13 protein-coding genes and 3 pseudogenes are annotated in these 25801 nt (G+C 46.2%); 9 read left to right on the top strand and 7 right to left on the bottom strand.

Going from position 1 to position 25801, the window contains the following annotated elements:
• Positions 1-23: 23 nt before the first annotated feature.
• The 3 genes and pseudogenes from C234_RS17090 to C234_RS0106440 form a co-directional block, all read right to left on the bottom strand.
• Positions 24-308, bottom strand: a pseudogene (locus tag C234_RS17090) (tyrosine-type recombinase/integrase); the annotation flags it as partial.
• Positions 307-819, bottom strand: a pseudogene (locus C234_RS16010) (DNA-binding protein); the annotation flags it as partial. The pseudogenes C234_RS16010 and C234_RS17090, both read right to left, overlap by 2 nt.
• 148 nt (positions 820-967) lie before the next feature.
• Positions 968-1381, bottom strand: coding sequence for a PH domain-containing protein (locus tag C234_RS0106440; RefSeq protein ID WP_027325093.1), 414 nt, complete (start codon positions 1379-1381; stop codon positions 968-970).
• A 108-nt stretch (positions 1382-1489) separates the two neighbouring features.
• Here C234_RS0106440 and nadB point away from each other — a divergent pair, with 108 nt between their 5' ends.
• The 6 genes from nadB to C234_RS0106410 all read left to right on the top strand — a co-directional run bounded on the left by nadB (position 1490) and on the right by C234_RS0106410 (position 11212).
• Positions 1490-3061 (top strand): L-aspartate oxidase, encoded by a 1572-nt coding sequence (gene nadB, locus C234_RS0106435; RefSeq protein WP_027325092.1) that lies wholly within the window; start codon positions 1490-1492, stop codon positions 3059-3061.
• A 262-nt stretch (positions 3062-3323) separates the two neighbouring features.
• Positions 3324-4151 (top strand): MlaE family ABC transporter permease, encoded by an 828-nt coding sequence (locus C234_RS0106430; RefSeq protein ID WP_081688126.1) that lies wholly within the window; start codon positions 3324-3326, stop codon positions 4149-4151.
• A gap of 9 nt (positions 4152-4160) precedes the next feature.
• Entirely contained in the window at positions 4161-4895 is a 735-nt protein-coding gene (locus tag C234_RS0106425; protein WP_027325090.1) for an ABC transporter ATP-binding protein, read from the top strand.
• Between the two features lie 26 nt (positions 4896-4921).
• On the top strand, positions 4922-5908 hold the full coding sequence (locus C234_RS0106420) for an MlaD family protein (protein WP_027325089.1): 987 nt from the start codon (positions 4922-4924) through the stop codon (positions 5906-5908).
• 585 nt (positions 5909-6493) lie between these two features.
• On the top strand, positions 6494-9466 hold the full coding sequence (locus C234_RS0106415) for a SusC/RagA family TonB-linked outer membrane protein (RefSeq protein WP_394287322.1): 2973 nt from the start codon (positions 6494-6496) through the stop codon (positions 9464-9466).
• Positions 9467-9484: 18 nt separating this feature from the next.
• Positions 9485-11212 (top strand): RagB/SusD family nutrient uptake outer membrane protein, encoded by a 1728-nt coding sequence (locus C234_RS0106410; protein WP_027325087.1) that lies wholly within the window; start codon positions 9485-9487, stop codon positions 11210-11212.
• Between the two features lie 274 nt (positions 11213-11486).
• Here C234_RS0106410 and C234_RS0106405 read toward each other — a convergent pair whose 3' ends face one another.
• Both C234_RS0106405 and C234_RS17650 read right to left on the bottom strand, forming a co-directional pair.
• Positions 11487-15374, bottom strand: a complete 3888-nt coding sequence (locus tag C234_RS0106405; RefSeq protein WP_248596488.1) for a two-component regulator propeller domain-containing protein — start codon at positions 15372-15374, stop codon at positions 11487-11489.
• Between the two features lie 278 nt (positions 15375-15652).
• Positions 15653-16954 (bottom strand): RICIN domain-containing protein, encoded by a 1302-nt coding sequence (locus C234_RS17650; RefSeq protein ID WP_158330255.1) that lies wholly within the window; start codon positions 16952-16954, stop codon positions 15653-15655.
• 1068 nt (positions 16955-18022) lie between these two features.
• Here C234_RS17650 and C234_RS0106390 point away from each other — a divergent pair.
• A complete protein-coding gene (locus C234_RS0106390; protein ID WP_027325085.1) occupies positions 18023-21463 on the top strand; it encodes a bifunctional proline dehydrogenase/L-glutamate gamma-semialdehyde dehydrogenase in 3441 nt (1146 codons plus the stop codon).
• Positions 21464-22180: 717 nt separating this feature from the next.
• Here C234_RS0106390 and rbr read toward each other — a convergent pair.
• Positions 22181-22759 carry a rubrerythrin gene (gene rbr, locus C234_RS0106380; RefSeq protein ID WP_027325083.1) on the bottom strand — a complete coding sequence of 193 codons (579 nt, stop codon included), beginning with the start codon at positions 22757-22759 and terminating at the stop codon, positions 22181-22183.
• Positions 22760-23097: 338 nt separating this feature from the next.
• Between rbr and C234_RS0106375 the strand changes: the two genes are divergently transcribed.
• Positions 23098-24783, top strand: a complete 1686-nt coding sequence (locus C234_RS0106375; protein ID WP_027325082.1) for a SulP family inorganic anion transporter — start codon at positions 23098-23100, stop codon at positions 24781-24783.
• A gap of 214 nt (positions 24784-24997) precedes the next feature.
• On the opposite strand, the gene C234_RS15995 is transcribed toward C234_RS0106375, so the two are convergent.
• Complete coding sequence (locus tag C234_RS15995) at positions 24998-25519, bottom strand: class I SAM-dependent methyltransferase (protein ID WP_034540944.1); 522 nt, start codon at positions 25517-25519, stop codon at positions 24998-25000.
• A 55-nt stretch (positions 25520-25574) separates the two neighbouring features.
• Between C234_RS15995 and C234_RS0106365 the strand changes: the two are divergent.
• A pseudogene (locus C234_RS0106365) lies at positions 25575-25801 on the top strand (ISL3 family transposase); the annotation flags it as partial.

Raw genomic sequence — 25801 nt, 5'->3', positions numbered from 1 at the left:
GGTATTCTGCTTTATTAAAGTTATCAAATGGCACTGCAAATGCTTTTCTCCATATCCTCCAACTTGTCGGACAACTGTTCCAAGTCGTTACTTATCTTTTGGGCGGTTATCTTTGCGTAGATTTGAGTGGTCTTTATGTTGTTGGTATGCTCCAACATACGGCTGACGATTTCAATAGGTACTCCGTTGGATAGCAGTATGGTAGTTGCTGCCGAGTGTCTTGCGACATGATATGTTAAATGTGTCTTTATACCACACAATTCAGCTATGGCTTTCAGCCTTTTGTTACAGGTCGTATTACTTGGTGGAAGTGAGATTTTTCCGATAATTTTCTTCTGTTATCACAGCCGGCAAGAAATGTACGTCCCTACGGTTGATAAACTTCGTCCCTCCGCCGGTTCTCTGATTGATAGTAGCTATTACCAAATCAAGAATTAAACTCCTGACAGCTTTGGCTTTATCACTTTCTGTAAGCAGCATCCCGATATTCAAAAATGAACGGAAATTAAAAAGCCCGAGTTGAGTGGTTTTGCTCCCGACATTTATGACGGGAGCAAATTGTAACTTCAACTCTTTCAATCGCTTACCCTTACATAAAACATATCCGTTCAATATCAACTCTTGCCCATGGTTCTCCAGATATCGCTCTATGGTACGTTCTTCAACTTCATAAAAATCGGCTACCATTTTTTTTGTAAACCGATACTCTCCCTCAAAGAGCATACCCGGCACATCCAATGTCTTCCGAATTTCTTCTACAGCGAAGCGATTGTTCAATACATTCTGACGTTCTATGTTTGAAATAGTTAAATCTTTCATTCCTGCATTTCCTTAAGATATTGCCATATATACATACACATTTATTAGTTTCTTCTGTCTGCTTTCCAATATCTGTCTTTATCCAAATGACGCAAAATAACGAAGAAAGCCGTTATTCAGAATAAGGACATGGACAGCGTTCCGCCATTCACCGGTTGCCTCGCATCTCACCGACTCCGCGTCGGGAGAGCGCTTTCAGAAACTCTTCTTCAGCAACGGGCATCACCGATGCGAACCGGCCTTCACCATATTCGATCAGCAGATACTGCGTTGCCGAGAAACGGCCGAACTTCATCGAGCGGCAACGCTTCACGGCAGAAATGTCGCGCAGCGGAATCGCCGTCTTGCCTCCGAATCTGCCTCGGTATATTTCGAGCACGCCATCCGCAGTAACGGTGTAAACCGTATGAATGACTTTCTCTATCAGGCCGATAAGAACAAGAGCCAGCAGCACGGCGGGCAAGATGTATCCGCACCACACGGCAGATGCCATGTTGGCCGTAAGCACAACCAGCAGAAGATATTGATACCACGCAATGCGGGCATGGAATGTTCGGTTCATTTTCGTCGGTTTTTGGACCGCAAGGTAGTAATTTTACGAATTATCGGCAATGAAACGCACAAGGAAGTAAGTTATTTTGTAGATTTGCCAACGAGAAACAACTATACTATGGTCAGAAAATTCGATTTCCTCGTCATCGGCTCCGGAATCGCCGGTATGAGTTTCGCGCTGAAAGTGGCGCATAAAGGCAGTGTAGCTCTGATCTGCAAAGCCGGACTGGAAGAATCAAATACGTATTTCGCGCAAGGAGGCATCGCTTCCGTGACTAATTTGGCAGTAGACAACTTCGAAAAGCACATCAAAGACACGATGATTGCCGGTGACCATATCAACGACCCCGCAGCCGTGAACATGGTGATACGAAACGCTCCCGAACAGATCAAAGCATTGATAGACTGGGGGGTGAATTTCGACAAGAAGGAGAACGGAGAATTCGACCTCCACAAGGAAGGAGGGCATTCGGAGTTCCGCATCCTGCACCACAAAGACAATACGGGGGCCGAAATACAGACCAGCCTGATAGAAGCCGTGAAGCGCCATCCCAACATCACAGTGTTCGAAAACTTCTATGCCGTGGAGATCATCACGCAGCATCATCAGGGCATCATCGTGACCCGATACACGCCTGGCATCAAATGCTACGGGGCTTATGTGCTGAACGAGCAGACGGGGGAGGTGGACACTTTCCTCTCGAAGCTGACGGTGATGGCCACCGGAGGATGCGAGGCGGTGTACCGCAACACTACCAATCCGCTGGTAGCCACAGGCGACGGGATAGCCATGGTATATCGAGCCAAAGGAATGGTGAAAGACATGGAATTCATCCAGTTCCACCCCACCGCTCTGTTCAACCCGGGCGACCGTCCCAGCTTCCTCATCACCGAAGCCATGAGGGGATACGGAGCGGTGCTCCGCACGCAAGACGGCAATGAGTTCATGCAGAAGTACGACGCCCGCCTCTCGCTGGCTCCGCGCGACATCGTGGCGCGCGCCATCGACAACGAAATGAAACAGCGGGGCGAGGACCACGTCTATCTCGACGTCACCCACAAAGATCCGGAGGAGACCAAACGCCACTTCCCGAACATCTACAAGAAATGCCTCAGCCTCGGCATCGACATCACCAAAGACTACATCCCCGTGGCGCCGGCAGCTCATTACCTGTGCGGAGGCATCAAGGTCGACCTCGACGGACAATCGAGCATCCGCCGCCTGTATGCCTTGGGCGAATGTTCGTGCACCGGACTGCATGGAGGCAACCGCTTGGCATCCAACTCGCTCATCGAAGCGGTAGTGTATGCCGATTCGGCAGCCCGCCACGCGCTGAATGTGCTCGAGCGTTACGACTTCAACGACGATATTCCTGCATGGAACGACGAGGGAACCATCTCGAACGAAGAGCGTGTGCTCATCACCCAGAGCATGAAAGAGGTGAACCAGATTATGGAGGCATACGTGGGCATCGTGCGAAGCAATCTCCGCCTCACCCGCGCGTGGAACCGGCTCGACATTATTTACGAGGAGACCGAACGCCTGTTCAAGAAATGCAAAGCCACCCGCGAGCTCTGCGAGCTACGCAACATGATCAACGTTGGGTATCTCATCACGCGGCAGGCGATGGAACGAAAAGAGAGCCGGGGACTGCATTACACCATCGACTACCCGAAGAAAGAGGAATAAGCTTACTCCAAATACGTGGGGGCTGATTATTGGATAAACGATCCGGCACCTGATGCAATCCGGCAAACACAAATTATCCATACGGCTGTTTTCCCCACCGGACTTATCATTTATCTGCAATAATTTGAAGTCGGAGGAAAGTTTTTATGTCGGAATAAATAAAAAATTGACAAACAAACGGAAACTTTTTTTTAAAATACATGTTATAAATATTGAGACATACTACATAAAACACTAAATATCCATTGACTATTTACAGTTTATGAAAAAAGCTGATCCAAAAAAAATCAGGCTCAAGAAACTTCGATTGAAGAACATTCAGATAAGTGAGGATATCCGCAATTCTTACAGCAAGATATTCATCGATCTGGGGCAATTGGCAATCTTCACCAAAGACCTAATCAAACAGTTTTTTCAGCCCCCCTTCGAGCACGCAGAGCTCATCAAGCAAGGATATATCATCGGGAACAAGTCTTTTGCGCTGGTAGGAATCACCGGATTCATCATGGGGCTGGTACTTACGATGCAGATGAATCCCATACTGTCCGATTTCGGAGCTCAAACGCTATTGCCGGGAGTTATCGCAGTAGCGATGATCCGTGAACTGGGACCGGTGATTACAGGATTGATATGCGCGGGTAAGATTAGCTCGGGCATCGGCGCCGAAATCGCTGCAATGATTGTAACCGAGCAAATCGATGCCATGGAAGTATCGGGCACCAAACCACTCGGATTTGTTGTCGCTTCGCGCGTATTGGCAACCACCGTAGTGGTTCCCATTCTCGTTATTTTTGCAGATGTATTCAGTCTGATTGGAGCCTTTCTGGCAATCAATATGTTCGAAAGCACCAATATCACGCTGTTTGTCAACCGGGCATTGGATGTCGTTACATTCGAAGATTTGCTTCCCGCTACGGTGAAAACCGTTTTCTTCGGGTTCTTCATCGCGCTTATCGGCTGCTACAAAGGATATAATGCCGGACGGGGAACCGAATCGGTGGGGCAGGCGGCCAACTCGGCTGTGGTCATATCTTCGCTTACCATTTTCATCATCGACCTGATGTTTGTTCTTATCACCAACATATTTTAAGCAGACGCTATGGACAAAGAAGAAGTTATTGTAGTAGAAAACCTCTATAAGTCGTTTGGCGACCTGCACATACTGCAAGGAATAGACCTGAAGCTTCACAAAGGAGAGAATCTGGGCATCCTCGGCAAGTCGGGCACGGGTAAATCCGTGCTCACCAAGTGCATCGTAAGGCTGATAGAGCCCGATGCAGGGAAGATAACGATACTCGGCGAAGACGTGCTGGCATGCAACGCAACAGAACTGAATGAAGTGCGCAAGAAGATAGGGTACCTCTTTCAAGGGGGAGCCTTATACGACTCGATGAGCGTGCGCGAGAATCTTCACTTCCCCATACGCAGAACCCAGTTCACCGACAGAGAACACGATTCGGAAGAGCTGGTAGAAAAAGCATTGCGGAGCGTAGGCCTTCTGGATGCCATCGACAAGATGCCTTCGGAACTTTCGGGGGGAATGAAAAAGAGGATAGCGCTGGCGCGCGCGCTCATCCTGCAACCGGAGATCATCCTTTACGACGAACCCACTACGGGCTTAGACGCCGTCACCTCCGGAGAAATAAGCGAATTGATACTGAAAGTACGCGAAGAATACAATACGGCGTCCATCATCATCACCCACGACATGAAGTGCGCCAAAATATCGACCGACAGCATCAAGATTATGAAAGAAGGAGTATTTGTGGTGGAAGGAACGTACGACGAACTGAAAAACTGCAAAGACAAAGAGATACAGAATTATTTTATTTAAACAGAACATTACATACGCAGAACTTTATGAAAAATACGAAAAAAGTATTACGACTGGGCATTTTTATAGCAACAGGACTTGTGCTGTTTACCATAGCCATATACCTCATCGGTAACAAGGGAAGTTTGTTTTCACCCACCACGGAGGTGTTCTCTTCTTTCAAAGACATACGCGGTCTCGGAGTAGGAAGTAACGTCCGCTTTGCCGGCATCAACGTGGGAACGGTGAAGAACATCAACATCACTTCGGATACTACGGTCATTGTCTCTATGTCGATACGCAGCAGCTACACCAAGTACATCTACAAAAACTCCACCGTACAAATCGGGCAAGAGGGACTCATGGGCGGGAAAATCGTACTCATCTCACCGGGCAACTCTCAAACGGGAAAGGTAGAAGAGGGAGATTATCTGGGGGCTGCTGACGGAATGGATATCGAAGGGATGATTATCAAAGCCAAAAGCATCATCGAGGAAGTGGGCACAGTGGTCGAAAGCGTCAATTCAATAGTGGGAAAGCTGAATGACGGCGATGGAGACATCGCTCGCCTGATCAACCGCAACGACCTGACCACTAATCTGGCGAACACGACTCAACAATTGAATGCTTCGATAACGAACATCAACGAGATTACCCGCAAGGTGAACAGCGGGCAAGGAGACTTGGGCAAGCTGGTGAACAGCGATAGCTTAACCACTCAGATGAAAAGCATTATGAAGAATCTGAACGCCACTTCGGCGAAAGCGGACTCCGCCATCGGAGAAATCCACCGGACGGTTCATGCCATCAATCACGGCGAAGGAGTACTTCCCCGCCTCATCCACGACAAGAAGCTGGGCGAAAGCGTAGACACCGCCCTTGTGAAAGTAGACGACGGAGTGACGCAGGTATCCCGCGCCGCCCAAAGCATTGCCGACAGCTGGATACTCAACATCTTTTCGGGAAACAAAGACAAGAAGAAGAAAGAGCAGCAAGCCGATTCGATCGCCGCAGGGAAGCGGAGGAAGCCATAAAAAGAGAAAAAATCTCCGATGAAATAACAGCGCTACCGCCTTGGCTGAAAAACAGAAAAAGCGGTAGGGTATGAAATGTCACGTACTAACATTCGGGTACTTAGGCAGATGTTCCAACATATATTCCAAAACCATTTTATACATTCTCTCGATTTAATACTTCTATCTGTTTCGCCTCCTTAGTATCCGGCGTAAGTATTATTATACGTTTTTCTTTTCTCCCCATCAGACTATCATCATAGAAACTAATTGATGATCAGCCCCCTTTCATTTATCCCATCTTCATCAAATCAGCGATGTTTAGGTTGATTTGTGCATTTGTGCACCTCTTTTTGTTGATTTATGCACGTCCTCTAATGTTTATTTATCTATCTTTGCCAACGCTTTCTATTGTTAAGAAAGATTTGTTAATCTGCTTATTGGAATCGACTTGTATAAATATAATAAGAAAAGAATCCTAAGACATGCGTTTTGCAGTAGTAGGTTTCCAATGAATTTAAATAAATCATTAGTATGAAAAAACAAGAATTAAAAGGAGGTTATCTGATATCTCCACGGCGTAAACAAGCCCTCATAGCCCTAGGTATGGGAGCGTTTCTCTGTTTTGCTTCACCGTTTTCTATTCATGGTGAAATACTTTCTAAAGATGTACAATCATTACAACAGCAGACCGTCCGCATAAAAGGAACGGTTGTCGATCGCAATGGCGAACCGATAGTAGGAGCCACTATATTGGTGGATGGAAATTCCTCGAACGGTACGGTTACCGATATAGACGGGAACTTTGCTTTGACTGTTTCTCCGCAAGCAACCTTATCTGTATCTTATATCGGTTATACCACCGTAAAAGTAAAAGCAGACAGTAAAAAAGAGCTGAAAATTGTGCTCGAAGAAGACAGCAAAGCCCTCGAAGAGGTCGTAGTTGTGGGATACGGAACAGTACGTAAGGCCGACTTGGCAGGCTCCGTATCGGTAATGGATAGCAAAACCTTCAGAGATCAGCCTGTGACACAAGTTTCCCAAACCCTCCAAGGGCGTGTTTCGGGTGTGCAAGTAGATCATAGCGGAGCACCCGGCGGACAGGTGAAGATTCGTGTACGCGGTTCGGCATCAATCAGCCGTAGCAACGACCCTCTATATGTGGTTGACGGTATTGTTCGTGAAAATGGCCTGACAGGCATCAACCCCGATGATATCCAATCCATGCAAGTACTTAAAGACGCTTCCTCCACAGCAATCTACGGTTCTCGCGGATCGAATGGCGTTATTCTCATTACAACGAAAACGGGACATGCCAATCAGCGAGTTATAAGTTTCGACGCATCAATAGGCATAGCCGATGTATACAAGAAATATGACGTATTAACCCCCTACGAATATGCCACCGCTTATCGTGAAATTAAAGACGCCAATGCCTTTTCCGATGCCGAAATGACAGGTTACAAAAACGGAACGATGGGAATCAATTGGCAAGATGAAATTTTCCGTACAGGATATACTCAAAATTACAAAGTAGCCATCTCCAACGGAAATGACAAAACACAGTATTACCTGTCTGCCAATCATGTGAACCAAAGCGGTATCATTAATAACTCTTCGGACAAACGTTATCAGTTGCGCGCCAATCTTACGTCGGATGTTACTTCTTGGTTGCACCTGACTGCCGATTTCAATCTGTCTCACAATGTGACACGAGGCAGTGACTTTGGAGCAAGCAAGGGAAATGTGATTTGGGTAGCGCTGAATTATTCGCCAACGATGGAAATGATGGACCAAAAGGGCAACTACAATAAAGATCCTTACAACCATATTGCTTTCAACCCGAAAGGTGTTCTCGACTTGCAAAGCGGCGAGTCGATGAGCAATATTGCCAATGCTATGATTGACTTGCGCTTCAAACTGCTTCCGGGACTTACTTTCACTACCACAAACGGAGTGGATTATTATGATGGAAAGAGCTATCATTTCTCAACCAAACGAGTATTCCTCACCAACCCCAACGGCGCAGGAAATCACGACCGGTATCGGATGATGTTGCAGACATCCAACAACCTGACCTATATCGGCAATTGGGACAAACATTCGCTCACCGCCACTGCGGTATGGGAGGCCTCGCAGGCCGAATACAGAAATATCGACGCTACCAGCCAAAACCTCCCCATAGAAAGTGTGGGATGGTGGAATCTCGGGCTTGGAGCCAATCAGTATGCCAATAACTCTTACAGTAAATGGGCGTTGCTGTCGGGTGTCGGCAGAGTGATGTATAATTATGACAATCGGTATTTGTTCACCGGAACATTGCGCGCCGACGGCTCTTCCAAGTTCAGTAAAGACAAATGGGGATATTTCCCATCAGTGGCAGTAGCCTGGAACATGGGCAATGAAGCTTTTATGAAGAAACAACAAATCGTACAGAATGCCAAACTGCGCATCAGCTACGGAATTGTGGGCAGTCAAGCCATTGAACCGTATTCAACGCTGGGATTGATGAGTGTGGCGGGAAGCCTTTTTGGAGGAACCTCAAACTATGCGGGCTATTGGTCGAAAGATTTGGCAACCCGTAATGTCACATGGGAAAAGACCAAACAGTTTGATTTCGGGTTGGACTTCTCCATCCTCGACAACCGCCTTGAGCTCTCAGTAGATTACTTTAACCGGAAAACAACAGATGCATTGCTTCAAAAGAGTATACCGGGATATAACGGTGGAGGACAATATTGGGTGAACTCCGGCGAAATACGTAATTCGGGAGTAGATTTCAGCATGACCGGACGTATATTGGACAGACATGACCTTTCATGGACTTCAACTTTAAACATGACTTATTTGAAAAATGAAGTTCTTTCATTAGCCGGTGATAAGTTTCTGCCGGGAACAACTCCTGCTTCAGGAATGGTAACGGAGGTAAACCGCATAATCCCGGGAGAGTCTATCGGAGCATTCTACGGATACGAATGGATTGGTTTGGATGATAAAGGAAACAACATATATGCCGATCACAAAAAAGATGGGAAAATAGACTCCGAAGACCGTGTCATATTAGGGAAATCCATCCCCGATGTAACTTTCGGATGGAACAATCAACTCACGTGGAAGAACTGGGACCTGAACTGCTTCGTTGGAGGATCGTTCGGAGCCAAGAAGTTAAATCTGGTACGCTTTACGATGGCATCTATGGTGGGAGACTCTAAATTCATCACCCTACGCGATGCTTACAACAAAGGATTCGATAAAGTGGGAACAGGTGCCGAATATCCTTCTTTGCAAAGCACAAGCAATACCACTCGCGGAGAATCCAGCCAATGGCTTGAAAAAGCGGACTATATCCGTCTCGAGAATGTAACATTAGGATACCGCTTGAGCAAATCGATAACAAAATTCGCAGATTTGAAACTATATGTAAGCGCTCAGAATCTTTTTACCATCACCGGATACAAAGGTATGGATCCTGCCAGCCATTCTTTCTCTTCTGCGAATGTGGATATAAATAACGGGGTAGATTTAGGCGCTTATCCCACACCACGTACAATCACTCTCGGTGTAAAAATGAATTTTTAATCTGTAAAAGACTGTAATATGAAACATAAAATAATGATGGGATGCGTATTGGCGGGTGGATTGCTTTTCGCATCATGCAGCGATTTCTTGGAAGAAGATCCTAAAGGAAAACTGACTCCGGGCACTTTCTTCTCTAATGTTCAAGAGATGAATATGGCAGTGTACGCATTGTACGATCAAGTGACAGCGACACAAGCCTACACAAATATGCAAATTCCTCAATGGCAGGGAGACGATATGACGGCAAATCCGGGTTCCAATAAACAAGCTTATGCTGAGTTCGACCGCTTTCGTCCGGCTGATGACAACAAGGGATTGGTAGCCTGCTGGAATCAACATTACAACTTAATCAAAGCTTGTAACTACGTAGCACTCAATGCAGGAAAGACCCCGGCAGGAGAAAGCGAGAAAAACATAGCTATCGGGCAGGCGAAATATTGGAGAGCATACAGCTATTTCACATTGGTTCGCATTTGGGGAAACCTGCCTCTCTGTCTTGATTTGGAGATTGACTACAATAAGAAACTCAGCTCGGTGGATGATGTCTACGCTTCCATTGTGAAAGATCTGGAAGACTGCATAAATATTCTGCCAGTCTCTTACACTGAAGCCCCCGCAAAAAGCTTTGGCACAGATCTTTATATAACCAAACAAGCGGCTCAGGCTACACTCTCCGCTGTTTACATGGCTATGGCAGGATATCCTCTGAATAAAGGGAAAGAATATTATAGAATGGCAGCCGAGCAGGCAAAAAAGGTCATCGATCAAAACAGTACCTACGGATTTATTCTGGAACCGGAATTTAAAAATGTATATGCTCCAAGCCACAATTACAGCAAGGAAACGATTGTAGGTATCAGCTACAACAAACTTGGCGGATGGGGCACTCAGGGCTCACAACTTACTTCCTGCTGTTTGTTTGAATCGCTCGGCGGATGGGGGGACTCTTGGGGAGAAATCCGCTTTTGGAAAGAAATGCCCGATGGTCCACGTAAAGACGCTATCTATGCTCCAAAACTTTTAGTAGGAAACAAAGCGGATGGCAACCTTGTAGATTGGTTTGAATGCAAGGTGGATAACGATGGAAATTTCGTTTATCGAAAAGATGACAAAGGGAATATCATGAAAGATGAAGAAGGCGATCCTATCAAAGAAACTACCATAGCCGAATTCCATCCGATGTTCACCGTATTCTCGGTGGGAGCGGAAGAAAAAACGTATGAATTCGGAAGCGATTATGCAGATTACGACTATACGAAACCTGCCGGTCAGGGTATGATTAATGGCATGAGGCATCGCATCATTCGTTGGTCGGAGCTTTTATTGTGGTATGCCGAATCTCAAGCTCGTGCCGAGGGTGCTCCCAACAATATGGCCTACAATTGTGTGAATGAAGTTCGCAAACGTGCCGGCTTGGGTAAGTTACCTATGGGAATGACAGGAGACGATTTTGCAAACGCAGTGGCAAAGGAACACGGTTGGGAAGTGGCAGGCAATTGGTGTGCATTAGTTACCCGGCGGGCAGACCAACTTCGCCTGAACTTACTGAAAAAAACATTTGAAGAAAGGCAGGGCAACAAACCCGTTGTTGTAGGCGAACAGAAATTGTCCGATGGCAGAGTGATAGAGATTAGTGCAAAAGAAGGAGTAAGAATGGTCGACGCTGCATGGAACGAATCAATGAACTATGCGCCTTATCCGTCGGCAGACAAAGCTATTAACCCAGAATTGTCAGGAAGCAAATAAAGGAATAGCGCATCCGATTGGTAACGATTAAACCAAAAGCAATTTTCTCATAAACAAGAATATTGCCGGTAAGAATAGAATTGAGGGCGTCAAAACTCAAACACAATGAAGATAAAATTCCAATCTGAAGCCTGCCTATCTTCAGTTGCTGTAAAAGTAGCCCTATCATTACCTCAAAATGAAGTTTGATAGGGCTATTTTATGTTTGCCTCTTACAATTCGCAATTTTTCAGGATGCGCATCCTTCTTTTCTTTTTTACGATATGACTTTATTTCATTCTTTTTCATCTTCGGGGTCCTGCGTGAGTTGTTTTTTAAACTCCGAAGGAATGATACCTTTAGCCTCTTTAAAAACTCTGCTGAAATAACGGAGAGTAGAAAATCCGATTTGTTCGGAGATTTCCGTCAGGCTCAATGACGTGGTTTTCATCAGTAAAACAGCCCTGTTGATGCGCTCCGCTTTTATATAATCTACAACTCCCATTCCGGTGAGCGCTTTTAATTTGCTGAAAAGGAGAGAACGGCTGATGCACAATTGGTCGGCTATCAACGAAACATCCAAATCAGGGTCGTTTATATTATCGGTAATAATCTCATTCAATTTAAGCAGAAACGTCTCATCAGCATTGCTGAAAGCGGTTTCGTGCAAAGAAGGTATTTCTTTTTGTTGATAACGTAAACGAATTTGCTCGCGTGTTTTTATTTGATTGTAGATAAGAGCCAGCAACCCGTCGAGTTCGAATGGCTTGGGCAAAAACGCATCGGCTCCCGTCTTGTAGCTATCGTTCATATTTTGCGGACTATGATAAGCGGTCAGCAAGATAAAAGGAATATGGCTGATATTCAAATCATTTTTTATCTTACAGCAAAGTTCAAGTCCATTCATCCGCGGCATCATCATGTCGCTCACAATGATGTCGGGGAGCTTGTTTCTGGCTTGTTGCAATCCTTCTTCCCCATCTTTAGCCGTATATACATGCGCAAAGTACCCCTTCATCGTGTCTCGAAGATATACTTTCAAATCTGCGGTATCTTCTACAATGAGCACTGACATTTTTTTCAATAAAGAAAGATCCGCCGGTTGTGTGCATTCATTACACATGCCTTCCGTCTGCATTTTTTTCTTGTCGATTGCCGTTTCACATACAGCCTCAACCGGAAGTTCGAAAGAGAAGACCGCTCCTTTTTCGGAATTAGGAGAAGCATATACTCTCCCGTTGTGCTGAAGTATAATACTTTTAGCATACGAAAGACCGATTCCGCTACCTCCTTTATTGTGAAAGCCTTGATAAAAATGACCAAAAAGTAAATCCATGTTTACTTCTTTCAGCCCGAGCCCCTCATCCTCCACCGAAACGCGTACATAATCTCCGTTCATGCAAAGCTCGGTTCTTAAAACGGTCTTCGAGTCGGCATCGCTGAACTTCAAAGCATTCATCAGAAAATTGGACAGAACGAATTTGCATTTGTTTTTATCGAAAGGCACTCCTTCGATTCTCTCATCAAATACATATTGAAAGTCTATACCTTTGTTTGCAAATTCACCCTTAAACTTGTCACCTATGCTCCTCGCCCAATCGTTGAGCGGATGGACTTGCATTTCCAACGGCTGATTCCCCTCTTCCAGTTTTCTTACGTCGAGCACCATGTCTATGATCTCTTTCATTTGGTACGCCTGATGATAGATATTTCCCAATTGCTCATGAAGGTTTCCCTCTGCGCTTTTCTGCTCCATAATACGTTTCAAAGGAGCGCAGATCAATGTAAGGGGGGTACGGAGTTCGTGGCTGATATTAGTAAGAAAGTTAATTTTTTCCTCATTGATTTTATTTTCTATTTTCTCTATCTCCCTAAGCTCTTTCTGTTTTCTTTTTTTGTGATAGGCATACCATGCGGCATAGCCACCGGAAAATAAAAGTAAAAACATAGCAAGGTATCCCCATGTGCTCTTCCACCAAGGAGGATAAACTTCAACGATCAGCATTTCCTGCTCCTTGCTCCAACCCTTTCCTTGTGCGTAATAAGACGTGTAAATGGTGTATTTCCCGATAGGTAGATAGTTGATGTTTAGCGAGTTGGAGCTTAATGTGAGGTGGTTTCTATCAAGCCCTTTGATTCTGAACCTGAACTTGTTCTTCCGAAACACATCTTTCTCTTTAAGCAAGACTTTCATTTGCAGCGAAGAAAAGTCCCACGGCACTTTGATTGTTTCTGTTTCATCCTGCTTATGTTCGTGGATAGACAGCGACGCGCCGTTTAAGAGCACATCCAAAAGCTCGATCGTTTGTTGCGAGCCGGTATTAAAAGAAACATTCGAATCGATGACTGTCATTCCGGCAGCACCTCCTATCAGAATATTTCCCGATTTATCCGTCAGCATGGCGTGAAATATGTATTCGTTGGGTAATACTCCATCGGTCTCCCCCATCATGGCAAACTTTTCCGTCAATGTAGAGTAGACAAACAGCTCATGCCTTGTTCCAATCCATATTCTTTCTTTATCATCGGTAATAATAGACGTGGCCTCTTTAAACAATTCGGTCTCAATCCGTTTCTTTTCGCGTGTTTGAGGATTGTAGCACACAACTCCTTCTGTTGTAGCCAACCAGAATACACCTCTACGATCCATACAGGCATCGTTTACTGAGGACGAGCTTTTATAGATGATGGTAAACTGTTCGGTCGAAGAATCGTATTCGCTGATTCCGATGTGATTTGATAAATAAGTTTTAGTTCCTTTGTTTGCGATAAATAACGGAGAATTTTCAAGAAAGTACTCCTCCTCGGAAACCGCTATGGAGAAAGTCTTCCGTCTGATATCATACAAAAACAGGTTCAACCCGCTGAAAAGAATTTTATCGTCGGCTACGCGCAGAATATTGACAGAGATGCCGTTAATACAGTTCTTATCATTCGTCACAGGGTCAACCAGTACAAACGGTTTTGTCCGTCCGGTCTTTTTATTGAAGATATAAATTCCTTTATTGTATGAAAAATACATTAATTCATCAGGTGAATACTCAATGATAGACACGATCTTTTCATATCGGGTGGCCGGATAATGCATGAATCTTCCTGTTTCCGGATCGAAGCGATTTATCCCTCCGCCATCGGTGCCGATCCATATCCTACCGTCGCTGTCTTGAAAGAAGCTGTTGATGCTTTGGTTGCTCAATCCGTAAGGATTTCCAAAAGGCACATTCCCGAACGACCGGGCATATACTTCCCTGATACCGATTACTCCACCGCGGATACTCCCCAACCAAATGTTTTCTGAAGGATCTTTATAAAGGCTATAAAACGAATTGAGCGGTAGAGAGCCTAAATCATCCTGTATGTGCTGAATACTCGTGAATTCGAAATCCGATAAAGAGATAATGTTGATTCCGCCTCCATCGGTAGCGACCCAAAGTTTATTGTCTTTTTCAATTATATCGTAAATAACATCGTAAGTAAGTGGCGAATCGGTTGTTCTGAAATGCTTTAAGAGAGTTCCGTTACTATAACAGGAAAGCCCAGTCCCGAATGAACTGACCCATAACCTCTTTTGGGAATCCATGAAAAATGCAGTGTAATGATTTTCAGAAAGGAAAGCAGCCTTGCTCAATGTTTTTTTAACTTGGTCATAGATATAGATTCCTTGCCCCGCATTTAGCAATATTTGCTCCTCATCATAACGGAGGAGCTGTCCGTGAGGAATCTTCGGACAAGGGTAAGCCTCCTGAAGAATCGGAGAAAGACTCTTACTTTCGTATTCATATAAATACAAAGCATCTGAACCGGAAAACAAGATTCCCTCGTCTAAAGTTAAAAAAGAAAGAGCCACCGGATTTCTGTTTTTATAAACCACAGGAATAAAGGAATCGTGCGCACGGTCATATCGGCAAAGTCCTTTAGAAGTTCCTACCCATAGATTCAGCAGTGCATCTTCCATGATAAACAAAATTTCACCGGAGAGAGGAGTATCGTGAAACGGATTGTCGGGATAACGGGTCAGTACATCCCGGTCATATCTATTCAGCCCCAAACGGGTTCCAATCCAAAGGTAACCCTTATGATCGTTCAGAATACACTGTACTCTCGATTGAGAAAGTCCCTCGTTGATGCCTAACTGCTTGTAGTAATAAAACGGCGGACGAATATGATTGTTTTCATTCGGCATACTCCAAGCTTTCAGAACAAAGCAGAAAAGAATGCTCGGAAATAAAAAAAACGTTTTTGCATGATATTTATTCATAGTTTAGTTCTACTGCTTTAAGAACAATGCAACACTTAACTATGTGTTTGCTTGTATTATGCCAAGCTCTGAGTAAATAGTTATATTTTTTTACCCAGAGCTTACTTCATTTCACTGATAATGCCTTCTAAAACCTTCTTAAATCTTTGTCTTCTGTTTCTCTCTCATGCGTCAACATGTTACCATAAATTTAGCCTTATTGTTTACCGCGTCTTCTTGAACATAAAGCGTTGATTTATCTTTTCGGTTGTCTTCCATAAGGCGATAGAAGTCCCGTCTTCTGTTTCCTCTCCAATGACATCCATCGACATCTCAGGGGAATATGCAGGTGAAAGAGTAAAAAAGCCATTACCGACACTTTTTATTTTCCATTGCTGTGAAAGCTCTCCTTTATAAGTCCTTATCTCCAATTGCTGATTTGTAGCCGATGAATCAAGAGGAGCGCTAAGAGCCTGATCCGGAACGTAGACCGGAGAAAGTCTGTAGTAGCCATTATCCAATTCTGTAACAATCCATTTTTGATTCACAGCGCTATTGCCATGCCAAAGAATAACAGAAGTTCCATCTGTCGTCCCTGCACCTGCTACGTCAACCGCACTTTTTGCATTCAGAGCTGTCAAAATATTGTAAGTATCGCCGGAAGTTATATGATGTTCCGACAATGTATGCGAGTAGATCCTCACCCAGTCTATTTCCATTTTCGCCGGAAGGTCTGCGTCCTTGATCTCTCCCGGCCAAGTATCCGGTCCCCCTAATGCGTAATTTAAAATTAAATAGAATGGCGCATTGAACGGCCATTGTTTTTTAGATGGCTCACTGGCAAAATGCATGTTGGGATATTTAAGCTTACTTTGTCCGTTGATCGAGAATATCAAATAATCAGGCGTCCATTCCAATCCGTATACATTATACTCATCCCTTTTGTATGAACTGATCATGGCAGGTACAGGAAGGTAAAAATGGAGGGTATTCTTATAATGACTGTGGATTGTTTGATGTACAATAGATTGATGGTTTAATTGTTCCATTATATCTATTTCTCCGCATGCAGGCCACGAACTTCCTGCATATCTGTGTATGGAGGGCATCATCCAGATAGCCGGCCATCCTCCTTGAGCTGTTTTGGTGAATCGGGCACAGACTTCAACCTTCCCATATTGAAAGTCGAACTTTCCCAGTGTTTGAATTCCTCCGGCTTTATATTCCCCTTCTTTTTTTTCTGCAAGCAAAACCAAATTTCCGTTTTCAACAAAAGCTTGATCGTAACTTTCCGAAAGATGTTTTCCCCAAGCCGGTTCAATACGAGGACATAAAGACCATTTGGTTGTATCGGGTATTCGGCCGGTTTGCTCAAAATCGTCTTCAAAAATGACGAGAGATTGTTGGCTACGTGTTCCAAGATAATTAGATTTTTCTTCCTGAGTTATAGGCTCAAAATCTGTTGATAAATTACAGCTTATAAAAGAAATCAGCAAGCTTGAAATTAATATTTTTTTGCAATTCATGATATGTATATATATTTAAATAATTGCAAATATACAAAAAAGAGCCAAAAGTCGAAACGTTTATAAAAATATCAAATTGTTCTTATGTTCAATTTACATTCCTAAGCCTTAAAAATAGTTCTCATCACCGCCATATCTGCCCGGTACGACTAATACATACGGGCACTCCGACGAAATATATGCCGGACGCAACAAATATATATACCTACCACGGTGTGTATATATACCTACCACGGTGTGAATATATGCCTACCGGGGTGTGTATATATGCCTACCGGGGTGAGTATATATGCCTACCGGGGTGAGTATATATGCCTACCACAGATGAGTATATATGCTTACCGGGGTGGACATATATGTCCGCCACAGAATTAAGCATTATTCCCGATGCGATGGACCTTAAAACCACCGCAACCCGAAAAAGAGAGAAAAACAGGGTGATACTTAAAATTCTCTCCTTTTCCCTTGCAAATCAACAATCTATTTTTAAATTTGCAAAAAACGTAACAGTTTAATCTTTCCAAATACTTAAAAACACAGATATGAAACAGCCGCATCCATTCGACTGCTTTTCCCAACAAGCACTGCAGACGCTGCATCGCTACCGGGCTGTAATGTTCAGCCCTACCCTCTTGTGAGGGGAACCACCCTCTGGAAGTGGCGCGCGAACAGAATTGTAATGTTCAGCCCTACCCTCTTCTGAGAGGAACCACCCTCTGGAAGTGGTACACGAACAGAATTGTAATGTTCAGCCCCACACTTTTCTGAGGGGAATCACCAAACCGGTTGCCGGCAAAGAAGCAGCCCGGCAAAATAAAAAGAATGCGGATGCAGGGGGATAAGAGATCACGACCAAAGAAACAAAAGGAAAGGCAAAAAGAAAACAAAAAGGAAAGACAAAAAGGAAGACAAAAGCGAAGCGGAGAAAAAGAAAAAAGCTGATCTGCCGGCGTCCGCCCTTTCCGGAAAGTATTCACTATTCCTCTTTGCATCGACTTACAATCCCTCTTTGCATCGACTGAGAATCCCTCTTTGCATCAACTTACAATCCAATAAAATACAAGCCTTATGGAAAATCAGAATAAACCGACCTTTGCCGAAGTACAGGAATGGGTACTGAAACTGTATCATACCTGCGAACAAACAATCACCGAAGACGAACGGAGAGAACAACAGAAATACGCCGTCATGGTGCAACGCCCGCAAGACAAGAAGTTTCTGGTGAAAATGCTCGACGAGTCGTCGCAAATACGCGACCGCAAGGTGCTTGCCCGACGAATCAAGACGCTGATAGACCGATACGGAGTTCCCCGCTTTCTGAACAGGTGGGATACGTTCCTCTTCAAGATGTATCAGGCATTCGGGCATCATTTCGACTTTATCGCCATCCCCATCATTAAAAGGAGGCTTCGGAGCGATACATCGAAAGTCATCATCGACGAAGCGCGCCCGCAGCTGACCGAGCATCTGGCTGCCCGCTTCAAAGAGAAAATCGGGCAGAACGTCAATCTGCTGGGCGAAGTGGTGCTGGGCAACGCCGAAGCCGACCACCGCTACCATCATTATCTGGAAGCGCTCGAAGCTCCGGACATCAACTACATCTCGGTGAAAATATCGGGCATATACGCCCAAACGCATGCCCTGAACTACGAAGAAAGTTTCCCGGAGCTCATCTCGCGCATGTCGGCGCTCTATCAGAAAGCGATGGACTTTCCGTATACCGATGAAGAGGGCGTGCGCCGCCACAAGTTCATCAATCTGGATATGGAAGAATACAAAGACGCGCATCTCACTCTGCGCCTGTTCAAAGCCGTGCTCAGCCTGCCGCAGTTCAAGAACTATTCCGCCGGAATCGTGGTGCAGGCTTACCTGCCCGATGCTTACGACTTCCAGACCGAACTGCTCGAATTTGCCAAAGCCCGTGTGGCAGCAGGGGGAGCACCTGTGAAAATGCGCCTTGTGAAGGGAGCCAATCTGGAGATGGAGACTGTGGTTTCTTCGCTGAGAAGCTGGCCCAACCCCATCCGCCCTACGAAAACGGAGGTAGACGCCAACTACCTGCACCTGCTCGAGCGGGCGCTGCTGCCGGAAAACGCCCGCGCCCTGCACCTCGGCGTGGCGTCGCACAACTTATTCTCCATCGCTTACGCCCACTTGCTGGCACAGCGCAACGGAACAGCCCGGTACATGACGTTCGAGATGCTGGAAGGCATGGCCAACCACTTGTGGAGGGCGCAGTCGATGCTGGGCAACCGCGTCATCCTCTACACGCCCGTGGTGAAAGACGAGTATTTCCTCAACGCCGTCTCTTACCTTGTCCGCCGCATGGACGAGAATACGGCGCCCGACAACTTCCTCACGCACTCGTTCAACCTGAAGCCGGGAACGAAAGAGTGGGACTTCCTCGCCAAGCAATTCGAAGATGCCTACGCCATGAAAGACAGCCTGACGCATGTGTCGCCACGCACGCAGAACCGCAACAAGCCGTACACGCCCGTGCCGCCTTCGGACACGATGAAGAACGAGCCGGATACGGACTTCGATCTGGTTCAGAATCAGGAATGGGTGCGCCGCATCTTCGCCAAATGGAAGAAAAGTCCGGAGGACAAGCCGGAGATCATTCCGTTGCAGATAGGCGCCGATACGGTGGTCTGCGAGAAGCGCCACCGCTACTTCGACCGTTGCCAGAACGATGAGATATGCGTATGCGAAATGTCGCAGGCGGACAGTCGGCAGGTGGAAGAGATTGTCAGGATAGCGGAGAGCGACCCGGCAGGATGGCGGCAGACGACATTGGAAGAGCGCCACCGCATTATGTACGGCGCCGCCAACCGCCTGGCCGAAATGCGGGGCGACCTGATAGGCTGCATGTGTGCCGTGACAGGCAAGACGGTGCTCGAAGGAGACGTCGAAGTATCCGAAGCGGTAGACTACGCCCGCTTCTACACCACCGCCATGAAAGAGTTCGCCGCTCTGAAGGGGGTGGAGATGAAGCCGAAAGGAACGATACTGGTCATCTCGCCGTGGAACTTCCCCTGTGCCATCCCCGTTGGCGGAGTAGCAGCCGCATTGTCGGGCGGAAACACGGTGATACTGAAACCCGCCACAGTGGCGGCTCCCGTAGCCTGGATGTTCGCCAAAGCCTTTTGGGATGCCGGAGTGCCGAAAGAGGCGTTGCAAGTAATCATCACCGACCGCGAGGCGCTGAACAAGCTGACTTCCTCTCCCGCCGTGAAACACATCATCCTGACGGGCGGAACGGATACGGCGCAACGCATTGCCGGCCTCGCTCCTTCCACTCCTTTATCGGCAGAGACGGGAGGAAAGAACGCCATCATCCTCACCGCTTCGGGCGACCGCGACCATGCCATCATGAACATCGTGGCTTCGGCTTTCGGAAACGCCGGGCAGAAGTGTTCGGCCTGCTCTCTACTGCTGGTGGAGCGTTCGGTTTACGAAAGCGAAAACTTCCGGAGCAAACTGAAAGATGCCGCCACCAGCCTGAAGACGGGAAGCGTATGGAATGCGGGAAACATTGTGGGGCCGATGATTACCGACCGCAACGAGAAGCTGCTGCACGCTTTCATGCTCGATCGCGGAGAGTCGTGGCTCGTTCCTCCGCGATTCATCGACGAAAAGAAATACATCTTGGCGCCCACGGTGAAATGGGGTGTACGGCCGGAGAACTTCTCTTTCCGTACCGAGCTGTTCGGCCCGCTACTGAGCGTGGCGTGCATCGACAGCCTGCAAGAAGGCATCGAACTGGTGAACGGACTTGACTACGGGTTGACCTCCGGACTGCAAAGCCTCGATGAATCTGAACAAAAGCAATGGAAAAACTCCATTCAGGCAGGAAACCTCTACATCAACCGGGGTATCACGGGCGCCATCGTCAACCGTCAGCCTTTCGGCGGCATGAAACTATCGGCTTTCGGCGGCGGTGTGAAAGCCGGCGGGCCGAATTACTGCGCATGCTTCGTCACATTCGCCGACAAACCCGACAGCGCTACAGACTACAGAGAAAGCTACGCCCAAGCCTACCGGGACGAGTTCTCGCGCACAAGAGATATCAACAAGCTGTACGGAGAGCAGAACCTCTTCCGCTACCTCCCGCTGAAGAGCATGGCTTTGCGCCTATTCCCCGAAGACAGGAACGAAGAAGCCGAAATGATAGCGCTTGCCGCCAACACATGCGGAACACCGCTTACCATCAGCTTCGACCCGAACGACGACCGCACCGAGGCTCTCCGGGCCACCGGCTGCACGCTTCGCAAGGAATCGGCAGAGGAATTCCTCAAAGCAATGCCGGAATACGAACGGATACGTACCTGTTCGCCCAACATTCCGCGAAGCATGTACGAGCGGGCGGCGGAGACGAACCTGTACATCGCCACGGCTCCTCCCGTAAAGGAAGGGCGGGTGGAACTGATCCACTACATCCGCGAGCAAAGCATTTCGTTCGAGTATCACCGGTACGGCAGCATATCCGAAGTGCCTCCTTGCGAATAGGCGAAACAATCATCCGCATGTCCGGGTAAACGGGAAGTGATGCCTTTCTTTCATCTTCCCGTTTACCGCATGATTGCAAGCGCTATGAAATGCAATCGAATTGTCGGTTTGAGATAATTTCAATGAGCAGAGAAGAAAACCTCCGACCGAGAGCATTTATAAAGATAAGGTATTTATCCCGAGAGTAAAAATCGGGAATTCCCCTATTTCAAAACGAAATTTACAAATTCATTTTTAACACACCTCTTGTCATTATAATATGTTTTATTTTACTCATATTCATCGTGTTGCTCCTGACTAAAGTGTTTTTAGAACACCATTCAAAATACCTAATTTATTCACGATATTTCAGAAGTAGAAATAAGGAAATAAAAATAAAAAACGCAATACATGCAATTCTAATTTATCTGTTTAGTGTAATTCTTATTATTCTTGCATATTCGTTTTAATGTCAATGAGAGTTGCGTTATCAAAAGAACAGGATGTACAGCAAAGACAGGTTTGCTAAAAAAGCATGAGCCAATATAGGAAAGAAGAAGCAGGCCTTGCTTACATCCTGCAAATTAAAAACATAATAATCCCCTTGTTTTCAACCTTCGGCTTTCGCTTTAAGATAAAAACAAGGGGATTTCTCTTCAAAAGGTTTCAATCTACAAGATTTTCAACTTTCAAAATTCATTTTGAAATGGCTTCTTCTCCTGAAAAAAACTTATCGCATCAATAGTTTTCTTTCTTCACTTCGAAATGCGCCTGCGGATGCATACATGCCGGGCAAACCTTTGGAGCTTCCTTGCCCACAGTAACATAACCGCAGTTGCGGCATTGCCATACCACCTCTCCTTCTTTGGCAAACACAGTCATGTTTTCAATATTGTTCACGAACGCCAGGTATCTCTCTTCGTGCGCCTTCTCGGCAATGGATATGTTGCGATACATGGCGGCAATTGCCTGAAAACCTTCCTGCTCAGCCACATCGGCAAAGTGAGGATAATCTACCGCCCACTCTTCATGTTCGCCCGCAGCGGCAGCGCGGAGATTCTCGAGCGTGGTGCCGATTACACCTGCCGGATAGCTGGCGGTAATTTCTACCATACCTCCTTCGAGAAACTTGAACATACGTTTGGCATGTTCTTTCTCCTGATCGGCCGTTTCGGTGAAAATAGCTGAGATTTGTTCGTAACCCTCTTTTTTCGCTACGCTCGCAAAGTAAGTGTAGCGCATTCTTGCCTGTGATTCGCCGGCAAATGAAGTCAGCAGATTCTTTTCTGTCTGAGTTCCCTTAATACTTTTAGTCATAATCTTATCGATATTAAAATAATGGATTCCTGTCGAAAGTTTATTTACCCGTTGGGGTAGATGCAAATATAAGTAATTTATTCGTATTTAATAATTTTTTCCTCTATTAAATCTAATATAAGCGGATAAAGCGCAGCTATGCATAAAGAGTGCACAACCGGCCATTTCATATATCAGCACAAGGAGTAAAGATTTCGTGCAAGAGTACAGCCACGAGAGATGCTCTCGATGTAAGCATGCTCCCCTACAAACTTCTCTGAGCTTGTGTTGCTCGCAATCCGATTATTTTGCTTAATTTTGCAAACTCTACTTCGCAAAAGAATAATATTAACATACATATGAAGTTATTTGAATTCAAACCCAAGTTGGTTTCCTGCCTGAAAAGCTACTCGAAAGAGACGTTCACGGCAGATTTGATGGCAGGCATCATTGTCGGCATTGTAGCCTTGCCGCTCGCCATCGCTTTCGGTATCGCATCCGGAGTATCGCCCGAAAAAGGAATTGTAACGGCCATCATCGCCGGATTCATCATCTCGCTGCTGGGAGGAAGCAAGATTCAGATCGGCGGACCGACGGGCGCTTTCATTGTCATCATATACGGCATTATCCAACAATATGGCGAGGGAGGACTGCTGGTTGCCACACTGATGGCAGGCGTATTGCTTATTCTGTTGGGAGTGTTCAAGCTGGGGGCTGTCATCAAGTTTATTCCCTATCCCATTATCGTAGGCTTTACGAGCGGTATCGCCGTTACCATTTTCACCACACAGGTGGCGGATGTGTTCGGACTGACATTCGGAGGCGAGAAAGTGCCGGGCGACTTTGTAGGAAAGTGGATGATTTATTTCCGGCATTTCGACACGGTGAACATTTGGAATACAGTGGTAAGCGTTGTCAGTATCGTCATTATCGCCATCACTCCTCGATTCTCGAAGAAGATTCCCGGTTCGCTCATTGCCATCGTGGCAGTGACTGCCGTGGTTTATCTGATGAAAACCTACGGAGGAGTCGACTGCATACCCACAATCGGCGACCGTTTCACCATTCAGTCGGCACTGCCTGCCGCTGCGCTGCCCGCTTTGGATTGGGAAGCCGTCAGGAGCCTGCTTCCGGTTGCCGTCACCATTGCCGTACTGGGTGCCATCGAATCGCTGTTGTCGGCTACTGTGGCCGACGGTGTGATAGGCGACCGTCACGATTCGAATACGGAACTCATCGCGCAAGGAGCCGCCAACATCATCACTCCGCTATTCGGAGGAATTCCCGCCACGGGAGCCATAGCCCGCACCATGACGAATATCAACAACGGAGGCCGTACGCCGGTAGCCGGAATCATTCATGCCATCGTGCTTCTTCTTATTCTCTTGTTCCTGATGCCGTTGGCGCAGTACATCCCCATGGCATGCCTGGCCGGAGTATTGGTCATCGTATCCTACAACATGAGCGGCTGGCGCGTATTCAAAGCGTTGCTGAAGAACCCGAAATCGGACGTTGCCGTATTGCTTATCACTTTCTTCCTCACCGTCATATTCGACCTGACCATTGCCATCGAGGTAGGACTGATTATCGCCTGCATTCTCTTCATGAGACGTGTGATGGAAACCACTCACATCTCCGTTATTACCGATGAAATCAACCCGAGCCAGGAACTTGACATCAGCGTGAACGAAGAAAACCTGATTATTCCGAAAGGCGTGGAGGTATACGAAATCAACGGTCCATACTTCTTCGGCATCGCCACCAAATTCGAGGAAACGATGGCTCAGATCGGCGATCGGCCCAATGTACGCATCATCCGCATGCGTAAAGTTCCTTTCATCGACTCTACGGGTATTCACAACCTGACTACGCTCTGCGAAATGTCGCAACGGGAAAAGACCACCGTCATTCTGTCCGGAGTAAACGATAAGGTGCATCAGACGCTTGAGAAATCGGGATTCTACGAGTTGCTGGGCGAAGAGAATATTTGCCCGAACATCAACGCAGCGCTGAGAAGGGCCGAGGAATTGATGAGTAAAGATTGAAAAATATGAAAAGATACCGGCAGGATTCAGAACAGAGAAAAGATTTTGAATCCTGCCGCCACATCTCTCGCCCCAAAAAAGGTGCAGCCCAATGGTGAAGATTTAAGTCTGTTATAAAGTTATCCGCACGCTCTCAGACAAGACAGAGGGCAAGAAAAAGAAAGAGCGCAGCCGATAAGCTATACGTTGCAAGGAAGCAAATCTCTGTCAAGCACTACTTTTTCTTAAAGTTGACGGTATAGTTTATACGGTTTCCATAAAGCTTGCAAAACTCAAGGTTCGTATTCCGAAGCAACGCCTTCATCTCATTTACAGTCAATTTATCAGGATCTCCGACAAGCTCGGAAATAGAAAGAATACCGCCCGGCTTCAATATACGGTCGAACTCCTTGATATAAGCTTCTTTGTTTTCCACTTCTCCGATAACGTTTATCATAAATATACGGTCGAACAAAGCGTCGGGAAAATTGAAAGCAAATCCGTCGCACAAATAATATTCCGCGTTAAAGGCTCCTTTCTTTTGCATACGCCTTCTGGCACGATCGAGCATTTCCTGCTGTATATCAGCCAAGACCAGTTTTCCGGCGGTAAGAGTTCCGGCAACCGCAGGACTAAAGTAACCTGGGCCGCACCCCACTTCAAGCACATTGTCTTCCGATCTTAATTCCAGTCTTTTCACAAGCTGTCCGGGCGAAAGAAGCAGGTTTCTCAGAGGTATCAGCAGAATAAACGACATCTGGCTCTATAACGAATCGTGTGGGTAGGCTCACAAAAATCCCTATCTTTGCATTATGGACAGCAAGGAAATCTTCACATCTGCATTGGGGCTGCAATCCCCTTGGAGCGTAATTCGTGCCGAATTTCAAATAAATGAAAGCGGCACAAAAGAACTGCACTTATGGCTTGCCTTTGAAAAGGGCTTTCTGTTTACAGCTCCGGATGGCAGCCAATCTACTGCTTACGATACTCTCGATAAGACATGGCGTCACCTCAATTTCTTTCAGCACCATTGCTATAT

Source organism: Bacteroides pyogenes DSM 20611 = JCM 6294 (genome assembly GCF_000428105.1).
GTDB classification, from domain to species: domain Bacteria; phylum Bacteroidota; class Bacteroidia; order Bacteroidales; family Bacteroidaceae; genus Bacteroides; species Bacteroides pyogenes.
Note: the sequence above shows the minus strand (reverse complement) of the source record. Positions and strands in the feature narration are given on the sequence as shown.